This window comes from Brevundimonas sp. GW821-FHT02A10, assembly GCF_059422025.1.
In genome coordinates, this window is sequence record NZ_JBWKWC010000002.1 from 70,285 (window position 1) to 91,362 (window position 21,078).

Consider the following 21,078-nt stretch of genomic DNA (forward strand, 5'->3'; position numbering starts at 1 on the left):
TTTCGGGCATGGTTACGGATTGACGACCGATCGCAGACACACGCGCCGATCCTGATCGAGACGGGAGACGCGTTGCACGAGGGGGCCGCCGCCTATGTATGCTTACCGCCGGGCGCTCCTCGCGCCGATGCTCGCCTCCGCACTCGCCTTGACGCTGACCGGCCTGAACGCCGGTGTCGCGATGGCCAGGGAAGCGCCCTCGGCCGAGTCTGCCGCCACGGCTGCGACCGACTCCGCCGAGGGCGTTGCCTACGCGGCCGCCAATGAAGGCGGGCCGACCGCACTCAGCTCCGCCGACCGCCTGAGCTACACCACCGCCTTCGACGCGCTGCGCCGCGGGGACCTCGACCTCGCCCGCGCCGCTGCGCGCGAGGCCCGCGATCACGTCCTGCTGGGTCAGGTCGAGTTCGAGCGGCTGTTCCACCCCGACTATGTCGCCACCTATGAGGAACTGTCGGCCTGGCTGGACGACTATTCCGACCTGCCATGCGCCCCGCGCGCCTATGCCCTGGCCCTGAAACGCCGCCCTGACGGCGCGGCCGAGCCGAAACGCCCCGCCGGGGTCAGCGGCCGCACCTGGTCCAGCGTGGTCGAGGCCGGCGGCGGCTCGACCGAGGACGACCCCGCCAAGGCCGCGCGGGTCGCCTACAACCATGACGACCTGTCGACCGCCTATGCGCTGGGGATGCAGATCGGCGACTGGTGGACCACCGGCCTGGCCGCCTGGCGGCTGGGTCAGTTCAACGATTCCATGCAGGCCTTCGAACGGGTCGCCTCGGATCCGACCGAGGACCCCTGGGTTCGCGCAGGGGCCGGGGTCTGGGCCGCCAAGGCCGCCGCCCAATCGGGCCGTCAGGACCGGATCACCGGCTTCCTGAACCTGGCCGCCCAGTGGCCCGCGACCTTCTATGGCCAGGTGGCGCTGCGCCAGCTGGGCCGCGACATCGCCATCGAGGGTCTGGGGCCGCGTCCCTATCAGCCTGCCGGGGTTCAGCGCGTCGCCTATCGGCCCGCCCGCTCCGCCGACGCCGTCGATGCGCGCGACCTGAACGCCTTCATCCAGTCCGACGACCGCGCCCGCCGCACCGTGGCCTATCTCGAGGTCGGTCGCCGCTCCGACGCCCAGGACGAACTGCGCGCCGGCCTGCGCACCGCCGTCAGCGACACCGCCCGGCGCATGTGGACGGGTCTGGCCGACGCCCTGGGCCCGCGCATGGGCGGTTCGGGCCCCGATGTGACCCGGGTCGATGCGACCCGCTATGCGACCCCGGTGCTGACGCCCGAGGGCGGCTTCACGGTCGAGCCGGCCCTGGTCTATGCCCTGGCGCGCAAGGAAACCGACTTCAACCCGGACGCCCGCTCGGCCGCCGGCGCCTATGGCATGATGCAGGTCATGCCCGGCACCGCCGCCGAAATGACGGGCGACCGCACCTTCGTGTCGAAGCCGCAGCAGCTGTTCGACCCGGCGGTCAACATGCGGCTGGGGCAGGTCTATGTGAACCAGATGCTGTCGCGGCCAGAGTTCCAGGGCGACATCCTGCGCGCCGTGGCCTCCTACAACGCCGGGCCGGGTCCGATGCTGGCGGCGCTGCGCAAGCTGGGGCCGAACCCCGACCCGCTGCTGCTGATCGAGACGATCGACGTGCCCCAGGCCCGCGACTATGTCGAAAAAGTCGTGGCGGCCTACTGGGTCTACCAGCGCATGTTCGGCAAGCCGCTGAACACCCTGGACGCGGTGGCCTCGGGCGCAGGGCTCGTATCGATCGGTCTGGACTATGTTCCGCCCGCGCCGGCCGGGCCGGTGGAAATGGCCGCGGCGCCGGGCTCGAACGGCGGCCTCTGACGCCCTAGAAGATGCTGGCGACCAGCGAGGCGCACAGGCAACAGCCGACCAGAAGCGCGAGCGCGACACTGCCCAGCGTCGGCTGACGCGAGGTGACGACGGCGGGGCGCGGTTCGACCGGAGCGGTCATGGTCTGAAAATCCTGTGTCGGGGCAGCCCCCGGATGTGAGAAAGATAACAGCGTTGCCTTAAGCGCCGGTCAGCAGGCGTGCTTAATGGAACACTGTCCCTCAAAGGCCCCAAATGAGGCGAGGTTCCGGTCAGGCCAGGGCTTCCCATTCGAGAAAATCGGGCTGTTGCAATAAGGCCGCGACATATGTGCTCGCGACGCCATCCTCGTCCCCATAGCGGGCCAGATCGATCTGGTAGTGGCGGATGCGGGTGGCGACCGGTGTGAAGAAGGCGTCGGGCACCGACCACGCGCCAAACAGGAAGTCACCGCCGGCGCCGAAGCGCTCGCGCAGACCGCGGAACAGAGTCACCAGACGGCGGATGTCGGCGGCGACCGCGTCATTCTGCGGCGCCGGCGAGCGCTCGGGCCCGACCATCGGATGGTCCGGGTTCATGGTGCAGTGGGTGCGCAGGGCCGAGAAGCCGCCATGCATCTCGCAGGCCGCCGAACGGGCCAGCCAGCGAGCGTGGGCGTCGGCGGGCCAGAGCTTCGCCTCGGGGAAGCGCTCGGCGCAGAAGACCGAGATGGCCATGGAGTCCCAGATGGTCTCGCCGTCGACCTTGAGCACGGGCACGAGGCCGGTCGGGGAGACCGACAACATCTCGGCGTGGCCTTCGGGGGTATTGAAGTCGAGCTCGCGCACCGCGAAGTCGTCGGTGCAGCGCTTGAGCACCAGCCAAGGGCGCAGCGACCAGGTCGAGAACCGGCGCGGTCCGATGATCAGTTCCATTTGGCCCTCTCCCTGTGATGTGGCGGTCTCATGCGCCGACTCGGGCCTTTTCACCACAGCCGCTCACGCAAGTTTAAGCGGGTCAGACACAAGCGCCGCTTGACTCAGGAGGGGGTTGCAACGACACCCCGCGCCCATGATCACGCGCTATTCCCGCCCCGAAGCCGTCGCCATCTGGTCCTCCGAGACCAAGTACAAGATCTGGTTCGAGATCGAGGCCCATGCCGCCACCAAGATGGCCGAGTTGGGCGTCATCCCGACCGAAGCCGCCGAGGCCATCTGGGCCAAGGGCAAGGATGCGGCCTGGGACAGCGACCGCATCGACGAGATCGAGCGCACGACCAAGCACGACGTCATCGCCTTCCTGACCCACGTGTCGGAGACGGTCGGCGAGGAAGCCCGTTTCCTGCACCAGGGCATGACCTCCTCGGACGTGCTGGACACCTGTTTCGCCGTGCAGTTGGCGCGGTCGTCTGACCTGCTGATCACCGGCGTCGACCGGGTGCTGGCGGCGCTGGAGGCCCGGGCGAAGGAGCACAAATACACCCCGACCGTGGGCCGCTCGCACGGCATCCACGCCGAGCCGGTGACCTTCGGCCTGAAGCTGGCGGGCTATCACGCCGAGTTCCAGCGGGCGAAGCGCCGTCTGGTCGTCGCCAAGGAAGAGATCGCCACCTGCGCCATCTCGGGCGCCGTGGGCACCTTCGCCAACGTCGACCCGCAGGTCGAACAATATGTCGCCGACCAGATGGGCCTGCAGGTCGAGCCGGTCTCGACCCAGGTGATCCCGCGCGACCGCCACGCCGCCTTCTTCGCGGCCCTGGGCGTCGTCGCCTCCTCGATCGAGCGTCTGGCCATCGAGATCCGCCACCTGCAGCGCACGGAAGTCCTCGAGGCCGAGGAGTTCTTCGACAAGGGGCAGAAAGGCTCGTCGGCCATGCCGCACAAGCGCAACCCCATCCTGACCGAAAACCTGACCGGTCTGGCCCGTCTGGTCCGTTCGGCCGTGACGCCCGCGATGGAAAACGTCGCCCTGTGGCACGAGCGGGACATCAGCCACTCATCGGTCGAGCGCGGCATCGGCCCGGACGCCACCATCCATCTGGACTTCGCCCTGAACCGTCTGGCCGGAGTGATGGAGCGTCTGCTGGTCTATCCGGAGAACATGCAGAAGAACCTCGACAAGCTGGGTGGCCTTGTCCACTCGCAGCGCGTCCTGCTGGCCCTGACGCAACTCGGCCAGTCGCGTGAGGACAGCTATGCCGCCGTCCAGCGCAACGCCATGAAGGTGTGGCGCGGCGAGGGCAATTTCCTCGACTTCCTGAAGGAGGACCCGGAGGTCATCGTCCCCGACGCCGAGCTCGAGGCGCTGTTCGATCTGGGCTATCACACCAAGCACGTGGACACGGTGTTCCAGCGGGTGTTCGGCGCGAACTGATGAATCCACCGCCGCTCCGGTTCAATCCCGCCATCGATCTCGACGCCGCCGCCCGGATCTTCCGGCGGGACGGCATGGTGCAGATTGCCGATGTTCTGGCGCCGGAGAGCGCGGAACACCTGTTGCGGCTGGCGGAAACCTCGATCGACTGGGACATGGCCTTCCAGGGCGAGGACGGCCGACCGGCGGTTCTGAACCGTCGGGAAGTCGAGGCGCTGGGCGAGGACGAACTGCGCCGACGGCTGGGCGCCATGATGCAGAAGGCGGGCGAGGGCTACGGCTTCGTCTACCTCGCCTACCCGCTGATCTCAGCCTATCTGGCGGGGCGCGATCCGGGGCATCCGATCCATGCCCTTACCGAATTCCTGAACGCCGACTTCACCGAACTGGGCCGGCGCGTGACCGGGCGGACGGACATCGCCAAGGCGGACGGCCAGCTCACCTTCTATCGGCCCGGCGACTTCATCGGCCTCCACAACGATATCGGCTCTGAAAAGAGCGACCGGCTGGTCGCCTATACATTCGGGCTGACGCGGCGCTGGCGCCCCGACTGGGGCGGACAGCTGCTCTTCCACGACCAGGCCGGCGACGTGATTCACGGCCATGCGCCACGCTGGAACACGCTGACACTGTTCACCGTGCCGCAGGATCATTCCGTGGCGCCGGTCTCGGCTTACGCCCGGGCGCCGCGACTGTCCGTAGTGGGCTGGTTGAGAAATGCCGGGATCTGAGCCGGGCCCGCGCAAACGCGCCTTCGACCCGGTGACGGACGGCGCGACCCGGCTTCTGATCCTCGGCAGCCTGCCCGGCGACGCTTCCCTGAAAGCCGCCCAATATTACGCGCATCCGCAGAACGGCTTCTGGCGGCTGATCGGGGGCGTGATCGGGCGCGATCTGGCGACCCTGCCCTATGGCGAGCGGCTGGAAGCCCTCAAGACCGCGGGCGTCGGACTTTGGGATGTGATCGCATCGGCCGAGCGCCCGGGCAGTCTGGACGCCGCGATCCGCTCGCCGGAAGCCGCCGACCTGCGTGATCTGGTGGCGAGCCTGCCCCAGCTGAGGGCCGTGGCCTTCAACGGGGCGACGGCGGCAAAGAGCGGACGGCGGGTTCTGGCGGGACTGGAAGGCCTGTCCCTGATCGACCTGCCCTCCTCCAGCCCGGCCCATACGCGACCCTTGGCGGAGAAGGCGGAGGCGTGGAGCCGCCTTGGGGATTTCCTGACGGCCTGAGTCCCCGAGCCATTCCCATGCTGGGCCGTATGCATCCTTTCGAGCGCTGGACAGTACCTGCTGAATAGCCGCCGCGAGTGCGGCCTCAGGAGAAAACCCCATGTCCGCCCCCCGCTTCACAGCTCTCGCCACCGTTTCCGTCGCCGCCCTGCTGGCGGTCGCCGCCTGCAACAAGAAGGAAGAGGCCGCGCCGGCCCCGGCCGAGCCCATGGCTCCGGCGACGGCGCCCGCGACCACCGACCCGATGGTCGGAGGCGCGCCGATGAGCCCCAACGCCACCATCGTCGCCAACGCCTCCAAGGCCGCCAATCTGACCACCCTGGTCAGCGCGGTTCAGGCCGCGGGCTTGGCCGACACCCTCAGCGCCACCGGCCCCTTCACCGTCTTCGCCCCCGACAACGCCGCCTTCGAGAAGATTCCGGCAGCCACGCGTGAAGGACTGATGGCGCCGGCCGGCAAGGCCGCCCTGACCAAGGTCCTGACCTATCATGTGGTGCCCGGCCGTCTGACCGCAGCCGATCTGGCGGCCCAGGCCCAGGCCAACGGGGGCAAGGTCGAGTTGACCACCGTCGAGGGCGAGACCCTGACGGCCAACGTCAATCCCGATGGCTCTGTCACCCTGACCGACGCCAAGGGCGGGACCTCGAAGGTCACCCAGGCCGATGTGATGCAGTCGAACGGCGTGGTCCACGTCATCGACACGGTCGTCATGCCGAAGTGATTTTCTCGTGAACCGTTTTCGCGCCGAGGCATTCTAGAGGGGCGCAAGACGCAAGATTTCGGGTGAGGCTTCCCCCAGCCCCCGAAACGAAGGGCCGCACTTTCCCCCGAGTGCGGCCCTTTTCGTATGCGCCGCGCATCCCCGCGCAGGCGGGGACCCAGCGCTCGTGAAAGCGCTGCGAACGGGATCGATTTCAGAAATCTCGGGAAAGACCGGTCGCCCAAAGGTCTGGGTCCCCGCTTTCGCGGGGATGAGCGGCCTTTTTCTTACTCGCCGGCGCGGATCTGGTCGCGGGCGACGGAGGCCAGTTCGTCCATCTTTGAGCGGATTTCGCTGTCGGAGACGGTCAGGCCCGAGCCCTTGAAGTCGCCGGCGACCTTGCGGAACACGTCCTCATCGCCCGGCTGTTCGAAATCAGCGCGCACGACGGCCTTGGCGTAGTCCTCGCCAGACTCAGGCGACAGGCCCATTTTCTCGGCAGCCCACAGACCCAGCAGCTTGTTGCGGCGGGCCATGGCCTTGAATTCCTGCTCCTGATCGAGCGCGAACTTGGACTCGAAGCCCTTTTCCCGATCATCGAAGGTCGTCATCAGCCGTCATTCGCTCCGCACGCGGGCCAATCCGGGCGCCGCAGACGCGTCTATAGCCGCCCCGCCGTCCAACGCAACCGGGATCACGTCCGAGCCGACAGGCGGCGACTTCATGTAACGCCGTCTTGTTCCGGAAGGGCGCCGCTGGTTTGTATCGCCGACGCCCTTCCGCTAAAGGAAGGGCCAGACAGATTTCCCGCCCAGCCTGATTCCTGAACGCGTAGCCCAGACCTTGTCTCTGGCCGCGCGTTTTCCGTTTCCGGCGAAGCCCTTACCTTTTCCCGCCCGGGACCGACGATGAACACCAAGCGCAAGAAGCTCTACGAGGGCAAGGCCAAGATCCTGTACGAAGGACCCGAGCCCGGCACCCTGATCCAGTATTTCAAGGACGACGCCACTGCCTTCAACGGCGAGAAGAAGGCCCAGCTCGAGGGCAAGGGCGTGATCAACAACCGTATCAGCGAGTTCGTGATGAGCCGCCTGAACGGGATCGGCGTCACCAACCACTTCATCAAGCGCCTGAACCTGCGTGAGCAGTTGATCCGCGAAGTCGAGATCATCCCGCTGGAAGTCGTGTGCCGCAACATCGTCGCCGGCTCGCTGGCCACGCGTCTGGGCCAGGAAGAGGGCACGCCCCTGCCCCGCTCGATCATCGAATTCTACTACAAGAAGGACGAGCTGAACGACCCGATGGTGACCGAAGAGCACATCACGGCGTTCAACTGGGCTTCGACGCAGGAGATCGACGACATCCTGGCCACCACCGTGCGCGTGAACGACTATCTGTCGGGCATGTTCGGCGCGGTCGGCATCACCCTGGTGGACTTCAAGATCGAGTTCGGGCGGATCTGGGAGAACGACTTCGCCCGCGTCATCCTGGCCGACGAGATCAGCCCGGACAGCTGCCGCCTGTGGGACGCAACCACCGGCGAGAAGCTGGACAAGGACCGGTTCCGCCGCGACCTGGGCAATGTCATCGAGAGCTATGCGGAGGTGGCCCGCCGCCTCGGCATCATGAAGGATATGCCGACCGTGATTCAGGGGGGACTGCACTGATGGCCAAGGTCAAGGTTCACGTCTTCCTGAAGCCCGGCGTGCTGGACGTTCAGGGCAAGGCCGTCGAAGGCGCCCTGCAGGGTCTGGGCTGGGCCGGCGTCGCCAATGCGCGCGTCGGCAAGCTGATCGAGTTCGACCTCGACGGCGCCGAGGATCCGGCCGCGGAAGCCAAGAAAATGTGCGAGACGCTGCTCGCCAATACGGTCATCGAATCCTACCGCATCGAGGCCGCCTGAGGCCCTGAAACTCGCGCCGCCCGGCCCACCGATGCGCCGAGCCCACAGGGGCGGCGCAACAGTAAAGCTTGGCCGTGAGACCTGTGGCCTAATGCCGTTCTGTCGGATAAGGTTAACGCCTGCGTTTTCCTTACCGGTCGTGTGAGCCCGAAAGCCGGGTCCACGCCTCCTTGATACGGCGGTTCGACGATGATCTGGCTGCGCCATGAACTGTGGGAATACACCGACGGCCTGGGCTATCGCCTGGCCAGCCGGAGCGACACCGATGACACCGGCGCGCCCCTTCGCGGCGGCACGCTGAAGCAGATCTTCTATGCGCCCAGCCCGGCGGCGGCGAAGGCCCAGTACTGGGCGCTGCGCCAGCTGGGGCCCATCATCCCCTCGCGCTTCGAATCCGACGCCCCCTTCACCCTGGCCCAGCTGCAGGCCCAGCTGGCCCAGTATCCGGACGACGCCACCCTGCACGGCCAACCGGCCCTGCATCCGGGCGAGGAGACGGAAGCGCCCGTGGCCGCTCCTCTGGCCGCCGCGCCGGCGGAAGGCGAGCCGCTGGAAAGCCTGGAGCCCTGGCCGGTCGTCGCCCACTCGGAACCCGATCTGGCGGACGCACCCGAAAGCGTTGCCGCGGAAGCCGGAACCGACGCGGCCGAGGCGGCCGATGACGACGAGGAACGTCCCTCCAATGTGGTGCCCATCCGCCCCGATGTAGCCCAGGCCCCGGCCCGGCCGGAGTCGCCGACCGAGCCGCAGAGCGCCGAGGCCGTCATGATGGAACGCCCGCGCGTCGCGGCTTCAGGCGCCATGGCCCTGGCTCTGGCCGAGCTGGGTCCGGCGGCGGCGTCATCGGGAGCGCTGGCCCTCGCCTTGGCCGAACTGGAACCTACGCCTCACACCCGGCCGGACGACGGCGACACGGGCGCCGGCGGCAGCCTGGCCCTCGTCGCCTCCCACTCGCCTTCCACCGTGGACGAGCCGCCGGCGGCCGCTCCTCATGTCGTCGAAACGGCGGACGCCACAGAGACGGTGCAGGCCCCGGAGCCAGCGGAACCGACTGTCCTTGAGCCCGCCGAAGTCGAACCGGTCGCGGTGGAGCCGGCTGCGGCTGTGGAGTCTGTCACTGTCGAGCCGATCGCCGTCGAACCCCTCGCCGCCACCGCCGAGGTTGCGGAGCCTCTGCTTCCCGAGCCCGTCGCGGCCGAGAAGGCCGTGGAGCCTGATCCGCTGGGGCCGATCACGGCGGTCGCCGCCGCCGGAGCGCGGAGCAAACGCAAAAAGACGGGCTTCTTCGGCGCACTGCTGCGCCTGCTGATCCTCGCCATCGTGGCCGGAGCGATCATCATCGGCGTGGGCCTGGCCACGGGCCGCATGGACGGGCCGACCCTGCTGGCCCAGGCCAGGGCCCTGCCGGAACAGGCGCGCGCCCTGCCCGACCAGATCCGCAATCTTTCGATCGTGAAGACGCTTCTGCCCGGCTGAGGCCCCTGATACGACGAGCCGTCCGAACCCTCCCGCCCCGGGAGGCGTTCACGGCTGGAACACAGGAGCGCCCATGACCTTCACCCTGACCTCCACCGACATCACGGACGGCGGCGTCCTGCCCGACGCCCAGGTCGCGGCCAAGGGCAACAGCTCGCCCCAACTGAGCTGGTCCGGTGCGCCGGAGGGTACGAAGAGCTATGCGATCACCGTCTATGATCCGGATGCGCCGACCGGCTCGGGCTTCTGGCATTGGACGGTGGCCAATATCCCGGCGGATGTGAGCGAACTGCCGGCCGGAGGGCCCGTTCCGTCAGAGGCGGTCGAGGGCCGCACCGACTATGGCGCGCCCGGCTTCGGCGGGGCCGCCCCGCCCCCGGGTCACGGCCCACACCGCTATATCTTCACCGTCTTCGCCGTGGACACGGACAGGCTGGACGTGACGCCCGACAACTCGGGCGCCGTCTTCGGCTTCAACCTGCACTTCCACACCCTGGCCAGGGCCACGATCACCGCGACCTACGAGAACAAGGCGTAGCGGCTACTTCAGGGTCAGGATCACCCGCAGCCCGGCAGTGACGATCGCATCGCGATCGCGGTCCCCGCCGGGATTGTGGATCCACTGCAGGTCCGGCTGGATCGTGAACGGCCCAAAGGTGTCGGCATAGGTGATCTCGACGCCGCTCTCCGCGTCGCCGAACCGGGTCCCGGCGTCGAGCGCGTTGGCGCGGGCCTTGTCCGACAGGAGGCCCTGATCGAAGCCGATGGAGAAGGCGCTGTCGGGGCGGCTCTGGAAGACGGAGTCGACGCGGATGCCGGCCTGCCAGCCGCCCTTGAAGTCGGTGGTGTCGCCGTCGGAGGCGCCGAGACGCATGAAGGCGCGGACCGTGGGTTTCTCCTCGGCCTCGAACAGGGTGCCCTCGGCGACCAGATAGGCGCCCTGGGCGTCAGTCAGGGCCGGATCGCCGAACGGGTCGAGGTCGCGGATATCGTCTTGGGCCTCGCCGTAGCGCCAGCCGCCGACGGCGACGCGCACCGGGCCGGACCAGCCGATCTCGGCCAGATAAAGGGCGCCGTCGTCGAGGGTGGTGTCGATGCCGCCGTCGTCGCCGATAGCGCTGGCCTTGGCGTTCACCGCCGCGAACCGGGCGTGGAGGCTATCGCTGGATCCGAGCTGGACCCGCACCGCCGGAGACGTCGAGGGGAAGATGGAGGGACCGTTCGGCCCCGTCGCCGCCAACTCCGAGCCGATGCCGAACGGCGGCGAGATCAGAAGGTCCGAGGCCTCGGTCGAATAGAATTCGCTGTTGACGTCATAGAGGCCCGCCAGAACCGAGGCGCGGCCGTCAGCCAGATCCTGCTCGATCCAGGCCTCGAACAGGCGGACGCCGTGGGAGCCGACCTCGATATTGTCATAACCTTGCAGGGTCTCGGCGATGGCGTTGGGCTGACCGCCGCCATTGGCCAGAAGGCTGATATGGGCGCGGGCGCCGCGCCAGCCGAACTGACGCTCAAGATCGCCGTCGAGGGAGACGTCGAGGTTATCGAGATAGCGGCCCGCGCGCACATCGGCGCCGTCGACCACGCCGATCACGTCAGCGGTATAGGCCGAATGCCATTCCCAAATCGGCTGATCAGAAGGCGATTGCGAATCCGTATCAGCTGTCTTTGCGAAAGATGAAGTCGCCGACAGAAGAACACCCAAAGCAACCGACGCGAATACGCCCCGTACCAACGCCATATTGTTTCTCATCCATTCTGGAAGATGAGGCCTCACCCTTTTTGGGCCGCCCTGTTGACTGCATCATCGGACAAACCCTTCAAAAATTTCTCAATTCGAACGGCGTTTTGGCTAGGTAGTGTTCCGTACCGTACGGAATAACGTCGTTAACCCTGTTGGCTTAGGCTGGCCGCAAAAGCGGGGGACCCGATGCTTTCCACGATCCGATCCAAGGTAAAGTTCGCCGGTCTGGCGATGGCCATCCTGTGTGCATTGGGGTCCGGTTCGGGCCTGCTGATCGCGGCGTCGCTGAACGGATCAATGTCGGATTCGGCGCGTATCGCTGATGTCCTGCGCAACCACATGCAAGCTGACATGATGCACGACGCCCTGCGCGCTGACGTCCTGGCCGCCCTGTTGGCCGCCCGGACGGGGGACGCCGCGGCGATGACCGGCATCCGTGCCGATCTGGAAGAGCACTCCGCCAATTTCCGCGCCGCGATCGACGAGAACCACAAGAAGGCGACCAATGCCGAGACGATCGGCGCCCTGGAACAAGCCGACGCCCCGCTGCAGCAATACATCGCCTCCGCCCAGCGGATGGTGAACCTGGCTGGCAGCAACCCCGCCGCCGCGGAGGCTGCCCTGCCCGCCTTCAGAACCAGCTTCAGCGAGCTGGAAAGCCGGATGGAGGCGATTTCCGAACAGATCGAATCTACCCTGGCCGCCACCAAGGCGCGTGCTGAGTTCATGGCCGTCGCCGGGATCGTGACGATGATCATCGCCATCCTGCTGAGCGTGGGCCTGAGCCTGCTGCTGATCCGCCGATCGATGCGGGAGGTGGTGGCCCCGATCGGCGTACTGAACGACGAGATGGCGGCGCTGGCGGAAGGCCGCACCGACGTCGACCTGACCAGCGCCGGCCGCAAGGACGAGCTGGGCGCCGTCGGGCGTTCGGTCGTGGCCCTCCAGGCCCTGATCGTCGAACGCGCCCGAGCCGAGGCCGCCGCCCAGGCCGCTCAGCGCAGCCAGGCCGAAAAGGCCCAGCTGGCTGCCGCCGAGAAACAGGCACAGGTCGTGTCCGCCATGGCCGAGGGCATGGATCATCTGATGCAGGGCGACCTGACCCACCGCATCGTCGGCGAATTCCCCGAAGGCTATGAGAAGCTGCAGGCCGACTTCAACGCCGCCATGGTCCAGCTGGAAGAGACCCTGGTCTCGGTCAACGGCAATGCCGCGACCATTCGCGGGGGCGCCCATGAAATGACCCAGGCGACCGACGACCTGTCACGCCGCACCGAACAGCAGGCCGCGAGCCTGGAAGAGACTGCCGCCGCCCTCGAACAGATCACCGCCACTGTGAACCGCTCGGCCGACGGCGCCCGTCAGGCCTCCAACGTCGTCGGCGAGGCCCGTGACGAGGCCGAGTCCAGCGGCCGGGTGGTTGGCGAGGCCGTCGCCGCCATGGACGCCATCCATGCCTCGTCCAACGAGATGGGCCAGATCATCAGCGTCATCGACGAGATCGCCTTCCAGACCAACCTTCTGGCCCTGAACGCGGGCGTCGAGGCGGCGCGGGCGGGCGACGCGGGCCGCGGCTTCGCGGTGGTGGCGTCCGAAGTCCGGGCCCTGGCCCAGCGTTCGGCGGAAGCGGCCAAGGAGATCAACGCCCTGATTTCGAACTCCGGCCGTCAGGTTTCGCTGGGCGTGGACCTGGTGCGCCAGACCGGCGCCAACCTGGACCGCATCGCCGACCGCGTGCAGCGCGTCGGGTCCCTGATCACCGAAATGGCCGCCGCCAGCCAGGAGCAGGCCACCGCCCTGACCGAGATCAACACCGCCGTCAGCCATATGGATCAGGTGACCCAGCAGAACGCCGCCATGGTCGAGGAGACCACCGCAGCCAGCCACGCCCTGGCCCAGGAGACGGAACTGCTGAGCCAGTCGGTCGGCCGCTTCCGCATCTCGGGCGGGACGGCAGCCTCCGGCGGATCGCGGATGCGCTACGCCGCCTAACAAGGTGTGATCGGTATCGGAACGAGTTGCGGTTGATCCCGCAGCCCGCCTCCCTATTTTGCAGTGCAGCAATTCTCTCTGCCTGCAGGATACCCATGGCCACGGACATCACGCCGGAGCTTGACGCCGCGCATTCGACCGCCATTGAGCCGCAGGGCGTCAATGCCAAGGCGGTGGCGCTGGTCCTGACCGCGCTTGGCATGGGCGGGTTCGCAATCGGGACCACCGAGTTCTCGGCGATGAGCGTCTTGCCCGACTTCGCCAGCGATCTGGGCGTCGACGCCCCCACCGCCGGTCACGCCATCAGCGCCTATGCCCTGGGCGTCGTCGTCGGGGCGCCCCTGCTGGCCGTGATGGGCGCGCGCATCGCGCGCTGGAAACTGCTGATCGGCTTCATGGCCCTGTTCGCCGTCGGCAATGCGCTCAGCGCGATGTCGCCGACCTTCGGCTGGCTGCTGGCCTTCCGCTTCCTGAGCGGCCTGCCGCACGGGGCCTATTTTGGCGTCGCGGCCCTGGTCGCGGCCTCGGTGGTGCCGCTGGCCTATCGGACGCGAGCCGTCTCGACGATCCTGCTGGGCCTGACCATCGCGACCGTGATCGGGGTGCCGGTGGCGACAAGCGTCAGCCACGCCTTCGGCTGGCGCTGGACCTTCGCCGCCGTCTCGGTGCTGGCCGCGATCACCATGACCCTCGTCGCCCTGTTCGCACCGCGCGATCCGCCCCATCCCGACGCCAGCCCCCTGCGTGAGCTCGGCGCCCTGAAGCGGCGGCAGGTCTGGCTGACCCTAGGCATCGGGGCCATCGGCTTCGGCGGGATGTTCTGCGTCTATGCCTATCTGGCCTCGACCCTGACGGCGGTGACCGGCGTCGGGCCCGGGATGATCCCGTGGGTGTTCGCTGTGTTCGGCGGCGGCATGCTGGCCGGCAATCTGATTGGCGGCTGGACCTCGGACCGGTTCGGGATGAAGGCGGGCGCCGGGATGCTGATCTGGAGCGTCTTCTCCCTGATCCTCTATTTCTTTGCCGCGCCGCACCTGTGGGCTGTGCTCATCGTCATCGTCCTGATCGGCGCCGGCATGGGGCTGGGATCGCTGCTGCAGACCCGGCTGATGGATGTGGCGGGCGACGCCCAGACCCTTGCCGCGGCCCTGAATCACTCGGCTTTCAACACCGCCAATGCGCTCGGCCCCTTCCTCGGCGGCCTGGCCATCGCGGCCGGTTTCGGCTGGGCCTCGACCGGTCTGGTGGGGTCCGCCCTGGCCTTCGGCGGGCTGATCATCTGGGCCTGGGCGATGTGGGACGCAAAACGCACGCCGACCGCCTGACACCTCCACGGAATCCTGCTAGAGGCCCCGCCCATGAGCGCAGCCGTCATCGTCTTCCCCGGATCCAACTGCGACCGGGACTGTAAAGTCGCCATCGAACGCTCCACCGGAGAGCGGGTGGAAATGGTCTGGCATCAGGACACGGACCTGCCTGACGACCTGGACCTGATCGTCCTGCCGGGCGGCTTCTCCTACGGCGACTATCTGCGCTGCGGCGCCATGGCGGCCCAGGCGCCGATCATGCAGGCGGTCAAGAAGGCCGCCGATGACGGCGTCGCCGTGGTCGGCATCTGCAACGGCTTCCAGATCCTGTGCGAGGCCGGGATGCTGCCGGGCGCCCTGCTGCGCAACGCCGGGCTGAAATACGTCTGCAAGCCGATCGCGCTGGAAGTGACCAACGGCCAGACCCGCTTCACCGCCGGCTATCAGGGCCAGCGCGAGGTGGTCATGACCCAGGGCAACGGCGACGGAAACTATTTCGCCGACGCCGAGACCCTGGCCCGGCTCGAGGGCGAGGGTCAGGTGGTCTTCCGCTATGTCGACAATCCGAACGGCTCGGTCGCCAACATCGCGGGCATCCAGAACGCGCGCGGCAATGTGCTGGGCATGATGCCCCACCCCGACCGGGCCTTCGAAGCCGAGCTGGGCTCCGCCGACGGCGCGATCCTGTTCCGCAGCGTGATGGCTGCGGCGTAACGCCGCACACATTTCCGCCCCATTCGCGCTCTCCGCGCGATTGACACCGTCACAACCCGCAAGGCATGCCTAGTGCTAAGCTTGGGGGGAGTATCCAGTGTTCAAGAAAGTTCTCGTGGCCGCCGTCGCGGCCATGTCCGTCGCCGCCTGCGCGTCGCCTTATGTGGCCACGCCTTATGAGCGGGCCTCGACCAACGTCCACACCATCACAGTCCTGGACGACTCGGCTGAAGACAACGCCATCGCCTATGAGGTCGCCTCAATGGGCCGCAACTTCGGTCTGATCGGCGCTCTGGTCGACGCCGGAATCCAGGCCGAGCGCCAGTCGGCGGTGAACAAGGCCCTTGGCAGCGTGAGCTTCGACGGCGAGACCGTGTTCGAACGCCGCCTGGCGTCGCGTCTGACGGCCGAAGGCTATCAGGTGGCGGTGCGCGAGAACGCCCCGCGCGGCAAGCGGGCCTTCGTCGTGGCCTATCCGGCCGCCGACGGCACGGCCGACGCCTATCTGGATATCGTGGTGGCCCACCACGGCTATCTGTCGGCCGGCGCCTTCCAGCCGTTCCGCCCTTCGGCAGCGGCCCAGGTTCGACTGGTCAGCGCCTCGGATCCGACGAAGATCCTGATGGACAACCGCATCGTCTACAACGGCATGACCACCGCCGACGCGGGCGTTATCACCCTGACGCCGAACCCCGAATACGAGTTCAAGAACCGCGAGGAGCTTCTGGCCGATCCGGCGAAGATGGCGGCGGGCATCGAGGACGCCCTGAACCAGATCGCCGACACCGCCGCCCAGCTGCTGCGCTAGGAGCCAAGCCGATGCGCGCCCAGATCGCCCTTGCCGGAGCCGCCGTCGCGGCGGTTCTGGCCAGCTGCGCCACGCCTCCACCGCCGCCGTCGGCCATTCTCGCCTTCGCCGGCAGCCATTGCGACGCCACCCCCGACCTGACCCAGGCCCAGAGCCTGACGCCGGAAAAGGAGCGCGCCCTCTATACGGTGACCACCCAAGTGGGGTCGGCGACGCCCTGCATCCGTCGCGACGGCCGTGAGACCGCCTATGTGGTCTACGCCATCCCGGCCGACGCCGAGGACAAGACCCTGACGGTCGGCGGCTATCTGGAGCCTTTGCGTATCTTCTCGCCGCGCGTCGAGGTTCTGGATGGCCACGGCGAGACCTCGCGCAGCTTCCGATCGGACGAGTTCATGTATCGTGGCCCGAACTATTCGGTTCTGTTCCGGCCTCGACCCGGCGAGCGCTACGTTCTGGTCACCACCGAAGAAACCCGCGTGGGCCAGAAATACGATTCGATCGTGATCGGGACCACGACCACCACCACCGCCACGCCCATGCCTTCGGCGCTCGCCGCCGGTCTGATCGGCGGCGGCAACATGGTCAGCGGGACCGACGTCGGCCTGTCGCGGACCTTCTCATGGGAAGGCGCGGCCCAGGTGATCGTCCACGACAGCGACACCAAGGAAGAGGCGGCCGCCCCCGCGACCTGAGGTTCGAGGGTTCAGGCGTCGCTGGTGCGCGACAGCTGTTCGTCTTCATCGACGGCGTCTTCGTCCTCGTCAGGGGTGACGACACCGCCCGGGTCGCGCTGGGCGGCCAGTTCGCGCGCGCCGACGCCCAGACCCTGTTCGATGGCCAGATTGGCCTCGACGTCGTCGGTTTCGAAGTGGGGTTTATCCTCGGGATCGGCCATGGCGGGCCTCCTTGCATGAGAGATGATGCAGGCTGAACCGCCGGGCGACCGTTGCGGTTCCGGTGAACCTTCGCCGCGCACACGCGTATGGGCGGGCTGAGACCTTGCAGGAGCCCGCATGTCCATCGTCCGCCCGACCGCCGCCCAGAAGACCCGCCGCTGGATCGTTCTGGGCGCCGCCGTCTTCGCCGTGGTGATCGCCCAGGCGCAGATAGGGCTCGGCTGGGGCCAGAGCGCGGCCGCTTTCGCCGCCGACAGCGATGCGACCCTGAAGGTCGCCGGCTGGGCCTTCGCCATCTGGGGCCTGATCTATCTGGGACTGCTGGTCTATGCGGTGCGTCAGGCCCTTCCGCAGACAGGCGAGAGCGATCTGATCCACGCGTTCGGCTGGCCGTCGGTTCTGGCCTTCGCCGGGATCGGGCTGTGGATCGTGGCGGCGGCCTTCGACTGGGAGGTCGCGACCATCGTGCTGATCTTCGGATCGCTGACGGTGCTGCTGATCCCGTTGCTGACGCACGCGCGTCAAATCCGGAATCTGAAGCTGTCCGACCGGGATCGCTGGATGACGGTCTGGCCCCTGAGCCTGCTGGCCGGATGGTTGAGCATCGCGGCGCCGGTGAATCTGATCACGGTGGCGACCGGCAACGGCGACCTGCCCGCTGTTCTGTCACCGACGCTGTGGGCCGGGCTGGCCGTGGCGGTAGTGGCGCTGGGCGCGGTGGCCATGACCTGGCGCATCCGGACCATCGCCTTCGGCCTGCCGGTGTCCTGGGGTCTGGCGGGCGTGTTCGCGGCCGAGCAGGCGCGCAATGAACCGCTGGCCTTCGCCGCCCTGATCGCCGCCGTTGCGGTTCTGGTCGCCGATGTGGTGATCGTTCTGGCGCAGCGGCGGCGGGTGGAGCGGGTTGCCTGAGATAGACAGGCTGCAACGCGCTGCTAGCGTGGCCCCATGGATGACGGGGCGCTTTTCAGGCTGAACGGCACGGCCCGGCGCGATCCGGGCGTGGAGCAATGGCTGTCCTCGGACGATCCGCTGCGGCAGCTGGCCGGGGTTTGGTTCCAGCGGATGCGCGACTGCGGCAAGGACGTGCGCGAGACCCTGGGCGACGGCCATCCGATGGCCTGTGTCGAGGACGCCGCCTTTGGCTATGTCGACGCCTTCAAGGCCCATGTGAATGTCGGCTTCTTCCGCGGCGCTGCCCTGCCCGACCCGGCCGGACTGCTTGAGGGGACTGGCAAGCGGATGCGGCATGTGAAGCTGCGCTGGGGCAGGCCGGTGGACGAGGCGGCGCTGGCCGGACTGATTACGGCGGCCCATGCCAACATCCGGGCGCGGCTGGCGGCGGAGAAGGACGGGCTTTAAGGGCCTTCCCCGGGCTGACTCCGGCGTCGAACATCGCTAGAAGCCCCGCCATGAGCGCCCCCCAAAAGACCATCGCCGAACTCGCCGCCGAATACGGCCTGAGCCCCGCTGAATACCAGGTCGTCCTGGACCGTCTGGGCCGCGAGCCCAACCAGCTGGAATTGGGCGTCTTTTCAGTGATGTGGTCCGAGCACTGCTCGTACAAGTCGTCGAAGATCCATCTCGGCAAATTCCCGACCAAGGGACCGCGCGTCATCTGCGGTCCGGGCGAGAACGCCGGTGTCATCGACATCGACGACGGCGACGCCTGCATCTTCAAGATGGAAAGCCACAACCACCCGTCCTTCATCGAGCCCTATCAGGGCGCGGCGACGGGCGTGGGCGGCATCATGCGCGACGTCTTCACCATGGGCGCGCGCCCGGTGGCCCTGCTCAACGCCCTGCGCTTCGGCGACGTCGGCCATGAGAAGACCAAACGCCTCGTGAAGGGCGTGGTCTCGGGCATCGGCGGTTACGGCAACTGCGTCGGCGTGCCGACGGTGGCGGGCGAAACCAATTTCCACGCCGGCTACAACGGCAACATCCTGGTCAACGCCATGTGCGTGGGGCTGGCGAAGTCGGACGCCATCTTCTATTCGGCCGCGCCGGGCGCGGGGATGTCGGTGGTCTATTTCGGATCCAAGACCGGCCGCGACGGCATCCACGGCGCGACCATGGCGTCGGCCGAGTTCGACGAGGATTCCGACGAGAAGCGCCCCACGGTCCAGGTCGGCGATCCCTTCGCCGAGAAGCTGCTGATCGAGGCGACGCTGGAGCTGATGGCCTCCGGCGCCGTGGCCGCCATCCAGGACATGGGCGCGGCGGGCCTGACCTCCTCCTCGGTCGAGATGGCCGGCAAGGGCGGCGTCGGCATCGAGCTGGACATGGACAATGTCCCGCAGCGCGAAACCGGCATGTCGGCCTATGAGATGATGCTGTCGGAAAGCCAGGAGCGGATGCTGGCCGTGCTGAAGCCGGGCCGCGAGGAAGACGGCTATCGCATCTTCAAAAAGTGGGGTCTGGACGCCGCCGTCATCGGCCGCACCACCGACACCGGCCGCCTGATCCTGAACCACCACGGCGAGGTCGTCTGCGACGTGCCGCTGGCCCCGCTGTTCGACGACGCGCCCCTGTACGACCGTCCGTGGGTCCAGCCCGAGTTGCATGCCCGCCTGACCGCCGCCGACGTCGCCGCGCCTGAGAGCTGGAACGACGCCGTGCTCAAGGTCATCGCCTGCCCCGACATGGCGTCCAAGCGCTGGATTTGGGAGCAGTACGATCGTCACGTCATGGCCGACACCCTGCAGGACTCGGCCACCGGCGCCGACGCCGGCGTGGTGCGGGTGCATGGCACCGACAAGGGTCTGGCCGTCACCTCGGACTGCACCCCCCGCTATGTCCAGAACGATCCCTATGAGGGCGGCAAACAGTGCGTCGCCGAGGCCTGGCGCAACCTGACGGCCGTGGGCTCCCTGCCCATCGCCATCACCGACAACCTGAACTTCGGCAACCCGCAGCGACCCGAGATTATGGGCCAGATCGTCCGCGCAATCGACGGCATGGCCGAGGCGTGCCGCGAACTGGACTTCCCGGTCGTGAGCGGCAACGTCAGCCTCTACAATGAGACCAACGGCGCGGCGATCCCGCCGACCCCGACCGTGGGCGGCGTCGGCCTGCTCAAAAACTATGACGTGGTCACGGGCTTCTCGACGATGGCTGAGGGCGACGCCCTGATCCTGATCGGCGCGACCGAAGGCGAACTGGGCGCGTCGATCTATCTGCGCGAAGTTCTGGGCCGCGAGGACGGCGCCCCGCCGCCGGTCGACCTGAAGCTGGAGCGCCGCACGGGCGACTTCATCCGCAGCCAGATCGAGACCGGCCAGTTGACGGTGGTTCACGACCTGTCGGACGGCGGCCTGATCGGCGCCGCAGCCGACCTGGCCCTGGCCTCGGATATCGGCCTGACCCTGAACGCGGCCGACCACGGCCAGCTGTTCGGTGAGGATCAGGCCCGCTATCTGATCGCCGCCCCGAACCCGGACGACATCATCGCCGCCGCGCGCGAGGCCGGCCTGCCGGTCTCGCTGGTCGGCAAGGCGGGCGGTGCGGCCTTCGCCGCCGAGGGCCTGTTCTCGATCCCGATGGCCGACCTGCGTGAGATCCATGAAGGCTGGATGCCGGGCTGGATCGAAGCGGCCTGACGCCCGTCATGCACCGGCTGATCCTCCCTGCCCTGCTTTTGATCAGCCTGGCCGCCTGCGACGGCGAGGATCCGGTGGACAGCGTCATCCGTGACGTCTCGACCGCGAACCATGCCGCCGCTGCAGCGGCTGAAGCCGAGGCCGCCGCCAAGGCTGACACGACGCCCGCTCCGGCGGCCGCCCCTGCTACGGCCGAATGCGACGTCGAGGTGAGCTTCGGCAGCTTCGGCGCGGGACCGGACGTGGCGCTGCGGGATAGCATCGTGGCCCTTATTAAGGCCGATCCCGGCGTGACTGCCTCGGAGATGAAGCCTTGGGGTCGTGAAGGCGAAACCACCCTGTGCCTGGTCGCGAAGGACGAGGCCGCCGCCAATCGTCTGTACGGGACCCTCGCGGCCCAGCTGCCCTCGACCAGCACCCGGGCGCCGACGACGGTCCGGCATCGCGACGGACGCAGCCGCGCCACGGTCTATCCGACCGCCCAATGACATCCCCCGACCGCTCTTGAACACGCCCGACG

The 21,078-nt window shown here is 67.9% G+C and carries 23 protein-coding genes; 18 read left to right on the forward strand and 5 right to left on the reverse strand.

The genetic code is table 11. The features are described 5' to 3' along the window. Positions 1-127 precede the first annotated feature (127 nt). The gene (locus AC07U0_RS06700) at positions 128-1,843 is read left to right on the forward strand and encodes a lytic transglycosylase domain-containing protein (protein WP_494719261.1); all 1,716 of its coding nucleotides are present in this window, start codon (positions 128-130) and stop codon (positions 1,841-1,843) included. 4 nt (positions 1,844-1,847) lie between these two features. On the opposite strand, the gene AC07U0_RS06705 is transcribed toward AC07U0_RS06700, so the two are convergent. Then, positions 1,848-1,973 (reverse strand): hypothetical protein, encoded by a 126-nt coding sequence (locus tag AC07U0_RS06705; RefSeq protein WP_494719262.1) that lies wholly within the window; start codon positions 1,971-1,973, stop codon positions 1,848-1,850. Between the two features lie 130 nt (positions 1,974-2,103). Beyond that, on the reverse strand, positions 2,104-2,745 hold the full coding sequence (locus AC07U0_RS06710; RefSeq protein ID WP_494719263.1) for a glutathione S-transferase: 642 nt from the start codon (positions 2,743-2,745) through the stop codon (positions 2,104-2,106). Between the two features lie 136 nt (positions 2,746-2,881). Between AC07U0_RS06710 and purB the strand changes: the two genes are divergently transcribed. The 4 genes from purB (at position 2,882) to AC07U0_RS06730 (ending at position 6,134) form a co-directional block, all read left to right on the forward strand. Further along, positions 2,882-4,183 carry an adenylosuccinate lyase gene (gene purB, locus AC07U0_RS06715; protein WP_494719264.1) on the forward strand — a complete coding sequence of 434 codons (1,302 nt, stop codon included), beginning with the start codon at positions 2,882-2,884 and terminating at the stop codon, positions 4,181-4,183. Beyond that, positions 4,183-4,914, forward strand: coding sequence for a 2OG-Fe(II) oxygenase family protein (locus AC07U0_RS06720; RefSeq protein WP_494719265.1), 732 nt, complete (start codon positions 4,183-4,185; stop codon positions 4,912-4,914). The genes purB and AC07U0_RS06720 overlap by 1 nt, the downstream gene beginning before the upstream one ends. Further along, positions 4,901-5,413: a DNA-deoxyinosine glycosylase gene (locus AC07U0_RS06725; RefSeq protein ID WP_494719266.1), complete on the forward strand. Its 513-nt coding sequence runs from the start codon at positions 4,901-4,903 to the stop codon at positions 5,411-5,413. Before AC07U0_RS06720 ends, AC07U0_RS06725 begins: the two co-directional genes overlap by 14 nt. A gap of 100 nt (positions 5,414-5,513) precedes the next feature. Further along, positions 5,514-6,134, forward strand: coding sequence for a fasciclin domain-containing protein (locus tag AC07U0_RS06730; RefSeq protein WP_494719267.1), 621 nt, complete (start codon positions 5,514-5,516; stop codon positions 6,132-6,134). 266 nt (positions 6,135-6,400) lie between these two features. On the opposite strand, the gene AC07U0_RS06735 is transcribed toward AC07U0_RS06730, so the two are convergent. Then, positions 6,401-6,724 carry a DUF1476 domain-containing protein gene (locus AC07U0_RS06735; protein ID WP_494719268.1) on the reverse strand — a complete coding sequence of 108 codons (324 nt, stop codon included), beginning with the start codon at positions 6,722-6,724 and terminating at the stop codon, positions 6,401-6,403. A 297-nt stretch (positions 6,725-7,021) separates the two neighbouring features. Here AC07U0_RS06735 and purC point away from each other — a divergent pair, with 297 nt between their 5' ends. The 4 genes from purC (at position 7,022) to AC07U0_RS06755 (ending at position 10,030) form a co-directional block, all read left to right on the forward strand. After that, complete coding sequence (gene purC / locus AC07U0_RS06740; RefSeq protein WP_492033719.1) at positions 7,022-7,780, forward strand: phosphoribosylaminoimidazolesuccinocarboxamide synthase; 759 nt, start codon at positions 7,022-7,024, stop codon at positions 7,778-7,780. Next, positions 7,780-8,016, forward strand: a complete 237-nt coding sequence (gene purS, locus AC07U0_RS06745; RefSeq protein ID WP_207870822.1) for a phosphoribosylformylglycinamidine synthase subunit PurS — start codon at positions 7,780-7,782, stop codon at positions 8,014-8,016. The genes purC and purS overlap by 1 nt, the downstream gene beginning before the upstream one ends. Before the next feature lie 189 nt (positions 8,017-8,205). Then, positions 8,206-9,492, forward strand: coding sequence for a hypothetical protein (locus AC07U0_RS06750; protein WP_494719269.1), 1,287 nt, complete (start codon positions 8,206-8,208; stop codon positions 9,490-9,492). A 73-nt stretch (positions 9,493-9,565) separates the two neighbouring features. Beyond that, on the forward strand, positions 9,566-10,030 hold the full coding sequence (locus AC07U0_RS06755; protein ID WP_494719270.1) for a YbhB/YbcL family Raf kinase inhibitor-like protein: 465 nt from the start codon (positions 9,566-9,568) through the stop codon (positions 10,028-10,030). Between the two features lie 3 nt (positions 10,031-10,033). Here AC07U0_RS06755 and AC07U0_RS06760 read toward each other — a convergent pair whose 3' ends face one another. Continuing rightward, positions 10,034-11,077, reverse strand: coding sequence for a carbohydrate porin (locus AC07U0_RS06760; protein ID WP_494719271.1), 1,044 nt, complete (start codon positions 11,075-11,077; stop codon positions 10,034-10,036). A gap of 345 nt (positions 11,078-11,422) precedes the next feature. Between AC07U0_RS06760 and AC07U0_RS06765 the strand changes: the two genes are divergently transcribed. The 5 genes from AC07U0_RS06765 to AC07U0_RS06785 all read left to right on the forward strand — a co-directional run bounded on the left by AC07U0_RS06765 (position 11,423) and on the right by AC07U0_RS06785 (position 16,752). Next, positions 11,423-13,228, forward strand: coding sequence for a methyl-accepting chemotaxis protein (locus tag AC07U0_RS06765; protein ID WP_494719272.1), 1,806 nt, complete (start codon positions 11,423-11,425; stop codon positions 13,226-13,228). 95 nt (positions 13,229-13,323) lie between these two features. Beyond that, positions 13,324-14,553 carry an MFS transporter gene (locus AC07U0_RS06770; protein WP_494719273.1) on the forward strand — a complete coding sequence of 410 codons (1,230 nt, stop codon included), beginning with the start codon at positions 13,324-13,326 and terminating at the stop codon, positions 14,551-14,553. Between the two features lie 33 nt (positions 14,554-14,586). Next, positions 14,587-15,249: a phosphoribosylformylglycinamidine synthase subunit PurQ gene (gene purQ / locus AC07U0_RS06775; protein ID WP_494719274.1), complete on the forward strand. Its 663-nt coding sequence runs from the start codon at positions 14,587-14,589 to the stop codon at positions 15,247-15,249. 97 nt (positions 15,250-15,346) lie between these two features. Beyond that, complete coding sequence (locus AC07U0_RS06780; RefSeq protein ID WP_494719275.1) at positions 15,347-16,057, forward strand: hypothetical protein; 711 nt, start codon at positions 15,347-15,349, stop codon at positions 16,055-16,057. Between the two features lie 11 nt (positions 16,058-16,068). Further along, the gene (locus tag AC07U0_RS06785) at positions 16,069-16,752 is read left to right on the forward strand and encodes a hypothetical protein (RefSeq protein WP_494719276.1); all 684 of its coding nucleotides are present in this window, start codon (positions 16,069-16,071) and stop codon (positions 16,750-16,752) included. Between the two features lie 11 nt (positions 16,753-16,763). On the opposite strand, the gene AC07U0_RS06790 is transcribed toward AC07U0_RS06785, so the two are convergent. After that, a complete protein-coding gene (locus AC07U0_RS06790; protein WP_494719277.1) occupies positions 16,764-16,955 on the reverse strand; it encodes a hypothetical protein in 192 nt (63 codons plus the stop codon). 118 nt (positions 16,956-17,073) lie between these two features. Between AC07U0_RS06790 and AC07U0_RS06795 the strand changes: the two genes are divergently transcribed. From AC07U0_RS06795 to AC07U0_RS06810, 4 genes are read left to right on the forward strand one after another with little or no spacing between them, the layout of a single operon-like run. Then, complete coding sequence (locus AC07U0_RS06795; protein WP_494719278.1) at positions 17,074-17,868, forward strand: TspO-related membrane protein; 795 nt, start codon at positions 17,074-17,076, stop codon at positions 17,866-17,868. A 36-nt stretch (positions 17,869-17,904) separates the two neighbouring features. Next, the gene (locus AC07U0_RS06800; RefSeq protein ID WP_494719279.1) at positions 17,905-18,318 is read left to right on the forward strand and encodes a DUF1801 domain-containing protein; all 414 of its coding nucleotides are present in this window, start codon (positions 17,905-17,907) and stop codon (positions 18,316-18,318) included. 50 nt (positions 18,319-18,368) lie between these two features. Then, positions 18,369-20,558, forward strand: a complete 2,190-nt coding sequence (purL, locus tag AC07U0_RS06805; RefSeq protein ID WP_494719280.1) for a phosphoribosylformylglycinamidine synthase subunit PurL — start codon at positions 18,369-18,371, stop codon at positions 20,556-20,558. A gap of 8 nt (positions 20,559-20,566) precedes the next feature. Beyond that, positions 20,567-21,046 carry a hypothetical protein gene (locus tag AC07U0_RS06810; RefSeq protein WP_494719281.1) on the forward strand — a complete coding sequence of 160 codons (480 nt, stop codon included), beginning with the start codon at positions 20,567-20,569 and terminating at the stop codon, positions 21,044-21,046. Positions 21,047-21,078: the final 32 nt, after the last annotated feature.

Bases quoted from the DNA above. Each gene is read 5' to 3' on its own strand.
- AC07U0_RS06700 (WP_494719261.1), top strand. From the start codon at position 128: ATGCTCGCCTCCGCACTCGCCTTGACGCTGACCGGCCTGAACGCCGGT.
- AC07U0_RS06705 (WP_494719262.1), bottom strand. From the start codon at position 1,973: ATGACCGCTCCGGTCGAACCGCGCCCCGCCGTCGTCACCTCGCGTCAG.
- AC07U0_RS06710 (WP_494719263.1), bottom strand. From the start codon at position 2,745: ATGGAACTGATCATCGGACCGCGCCGGTTCTCGACCTGGTCGCTGCGC.
- purB (WP_494719264.1), top strand. From the start codon at position 2,882: ATGATCACGCGCTATTCCCGCCCCGAAGCCGTCGCCATCTGGTCCTCC.
- AC07U0_RS06720 (WP_494719265.1), top strand. From the start codon at position 4,183: ATGAATCCACCGCCGCTCCGGTTCAATCCCGCCATCGATCTCGACGCC.
- AC07U0_RS06725 (WP_494719266.1), top strand. From the start codon at position 4,901: ATGCCGGGATCTGAGCCGGGCCCGCGCAAACGCGCCTTCGACCCGGTG.
- AC07U0_RS06730 (WP_494719267.1), top strand. From the start codon at position 5,514: ATGTCCGCCCCCCGCTTCACAGCTCTCGCCACCGTTTCCGTCGCCGCC.
- AC07U0_RS06735 (WP_494719268.1), bottom strand. From the start codon at position 6,724: ATGACGACCTTCGATGATCGGGAAAAGGGCTTCGAGTCCAAGTTCGCG.
- purC (WP_492033719.1), top strand. From the start codon at position 7,022: ATGAACACCAAGCGCAAGAAGCTCTACGAGGGCAAGGCCAAGATCCTG.
- purS (WP_207870822.1), top strand. From the start codon at position 7,780: ATGGCCAAGGTCAAGGTTCACGTCTTCCTGAAGCCCGGCGTGCTGGAC.
- AC07U0_RS06750 (WP_494719269.1), top strand. From the start codon at position 8,206: ATGATCTGGCTGCGCCATGAACTGTGGGAATACACCGACGGCCTGGGC.
- AC07U0_RS06755 (WP_494719270.1), top strand. From the start codon at position 9,566: ATGACCTTCACCCTGACCTCCACCGACATCACGGACGGCGGCGTCCTG.
- AC07U0_RS06765 (WP_494719272.1), top strand. From the start codon at position 11,423: ATGCTTTCCACGATCCGATCCAAGGTAAAGTTCGCCGGTCTGGCGATG.
- AC07U0_RS06770 (WP_494719273.1), top strand. From the start codon at position 13,324: ATGGCCACGGACATCACGCCGGAGCTTGACGCCGCGCATTCGACCGCC.
- purQ (WP_494719274.1), top strand. From the start codon at position 14,587: ATGAGCGCAGCCGTCATCGTCTTCCCCGGATCCAACTGCGACCGGGAC.
- AC07U0_RS06785 (WP_494719276.1), top strand. From the start codon at position 16,069: ATGCGCGCCCAGATCGCCCTTGCCGGAGCCGCCGTCGCGGCGGTTCTG.
- AC07U0_RS06790 (WP_494719277.1), bottom strand. From the start codon at position 16,955: ATGGCCGATCCCGAGGATAAACCCCACTTCGAAACCGACGACGTCGAG.
- AC07U0_RS06795 (WP_494719278.1), top strand. From the start codon at position 17,074: ATGTCCATCGTCCGCCCGACCGCCGCCCAGAAGACCCGCCGCTGGATC.
- AC07U0_RS06800 (WP_494719279.1), top strand. From the start codon at position 17,905: ATGGATGACGGGGCGCTTTTCAGGCTGAACGGCACGGCCCGGCGCGAT.
- purL (WP_494719280.1), top strand. From the start codon at position 18,369: ATGAGCGCCCCCCAAAAGACCATCGCCGAACTCGCCGCCGAATACGGC.
- AC07U0_RS06810 (WP_494719281.1), top strand. From the start codon at position 20,567: ATGCACCGGCTGATCCTCCCTGCCCTGCTTTTGATCAGCCTGGCCGCC.